2 protein-coding genes are annotated in these 2,303 nt (G+C 60.8%); one reads left to right on the top strand and one right to left on the bottom strand.

Going from position 1 to position 2,303, the window contains the following annotated elements:
- Positions 1 to 1,873 (top strand): DUF6259 domain-containing protein (locus PLJ71_17115; GenBank protein ID HQM50412.1); only part of this gene is annotated, 1,873 nt, incomplete at its 5' end.
- Here the strand turns inward: PLJ71_17115 and PLJ71_17110 are convergent.
- The coding region (locus PLJ71_17110; protein HQM50411.1) for a hypothetical protein at positions 1,870 to 2,303 on the bottom strand (434 nt) is incomplete at its 5' end. The two genes, PLJ71_17115 and PLJ71_17110, sit on opposite strands and share 4 nt — an antisense overlap.

Raw genomic sequence — 2,303 nt, 5'->3', positions numbered from 1 at the left:
GAACAAGCAGTATCTGCACACGGACGCCGCCGGCGCCGAATGCACGCAGGAAGGAACTCGCGTTCGCGTTCGCTCGGCGTGCAATGGCATACGGGCAGAAGCGTCGTTCGTCCTCGAAAATGACGCGCTTGCCGCTCAATTGCGCCTGGAAAATGCCGGAGACGTCCCTATCGAAGAAACCATCTTTCCATGGCTCGGGGGACTCGGTCCCCAGGCGGGCGCCTCTTTGGTCTGGCCGGTATTCTGGGAGCGGCGCACCGACGACCTCTTCGGCAAGCGGCTGGGCGGCGATCATCGCGCCTGGAACGGATTGACCCAGCAGAAGGTCGCGAGATACCCCTCCCATATGGCAAGTGCATGGTGTGAATTCGGCAACGAGGAAGGCGGGCTGGCCCTCGAGGGACGTCATACCGATTTCTCGATCTTGGATTTTCACGTCGCGAAACATCTCGACAAAACACGTGACCCGATCGAGCGGACGCTGTCCCTCGCGACCTCACACCCGAGGCGCATTCTCCCGGGGGGATCGTGGGTCAGCCCGCCCGTGAGAATCTCTCTGCACGAAGGAGACTGGCGCGCCACCGCCGACGCCCATAGGGAGTGGCTCGATACCTGGATCCTGAAGCCCGACCGCCCCGCGAAGTTCGCCGAAGCCATCGGCTGGCATTTCTTTTTCATGAAACACCAGGATGGCCTCGAACTCAACACCTATGCGGACCTGCCGGACATGGCAAGCGCGGCCCTGGCGGCGGGATGCCCATACCTGATGGTGTTCGGATGGCAGACCGGCGGCCACGACAACAACTACTTCTACCGCTATGTGCCCAATGAAGAATGGGGAGGCGCGGAAGCCCTGCGGGCGGGCATTCAGGCCGCGCGCATGCGGGGCGTCGAAATACTCCCCTTCTTCAACGGTACCCTGGCCAATATCGAAATGGAGGAACACAAGGCTTTTGGCCATCGCTGGGAAGCGAAAACACGCGAAGGCCACCCCTACTACGCGGGCGATTGGGCCCGTCATAACTATGACGTCCCCACCCGGAACCGGTCCCTGCTGCACCATGAAATCGCCCCCTGCCGCGAACAGCGCGCCTATTTCCTCGAAACAGTCAAGCGAATCGTCCAGGACTACGGTTTCGGAAATACGCAGCTGGACCAGATATCGGAGAAGATGTTTGTCGACTATGACGAAACGCACATCGAAACCACCCCGGACAGAGTCTACGTTGACGGGCTGGCGGAGTTGCTTCCCGGCGTGCGCAGGCTGGTCCGCGAAGCAAACCCCGAAGGGGTCATGGTATCGGAATGCCTCAATGATTTCACGGGGCAGTGGTGCGACAGTTCGTGGGACTGGAACATCCTGTTGCCGTTTCCAGACCCCATTCTTTATACCCTGCCGTGGCTGATGGCAAGCCATGAGCTCGACGCCTGCGAGTACGGCGAAGCGAACACGGCCTTCGCGTACAAAATGCACTTCGACATGAAGATCGACGGCGGGGATTCCCCCATCACGAAATACCCCCGGTTCGCGGAACATGTCAAGCAGCTTGCGGCACTGCGCAGGCGCGCAGCCGATTACTGCGTGCACGGAGATTTCCGGGCAGGAAATGGCATGATTGTAGAGGGCGGAGCGGACCTCCTCGCAACCCTTTTTCACAACCGGCAGACGCGCAAGACCGGGATCGTCGTTGCGGAATGCGCCAATCGTGAGACCGAAGTCACCGTGTACCCTTCATTCACGTACAGCGGAAACCCATTCGCCGATTCCAACAGAGCTCCGATAAAGTCTCTCGACACCAAACCGCCCTGGTCCTTCACGATTGCCCCTTACGAAATACTCGTGCTCTGCTTCGATGACGCGTCCGCAGTCTAACCATTCCGTTCCAATCGCCGGAGATGGTGCAGCAGGGCCCGCTGCGCCTCCGTTTCCTGTGGCAGGCGCTCCCATGACATGCCGCCGGGTGTCTGGCCGGCGCGTTCCAGGAGCGTTCTGACGGCGCTCCACAACGGCTGAAGCGGGTAGCCGTTGTCTCGCAGGTGGTGGAGGAATTTGAGGGTCTTGAACGCGTCGAACCACCGGTGAAACTGGGCCAGAAACACGCGCTGATTCGGACTGTTCTCCTGGAGCTTGTCCCAGCAGTCCGCGAACCCTTGCCTGGCCAGAAACTCGGCCGCGGGCCGGTTTGCGCGGCCCATTTCGGCCAGAATCTTTCCCGGAGCCGCGCCGGAGCTCTCGCGAATCAGCGACAGCCATGCTTCCAGGATGCGGTAACCCTCGGGATGGTACGTGACAAGCTCCTGCC

The sequence above is a fragment of the Candidatus Hydrogenedentota bacterium genome (assembly GCA_035416745.1).
Classification (GTDB): Bacteria; Hydrogenedentota; Hydrogenedentia; order Hydrogenedentales; family SLHB01; genus UBA2224.
The sequence above is the reverse complement of the archived record's forward strand: the minus strand, read 5'-3'. Positions and strand labels throughout refer to the sequence as shown.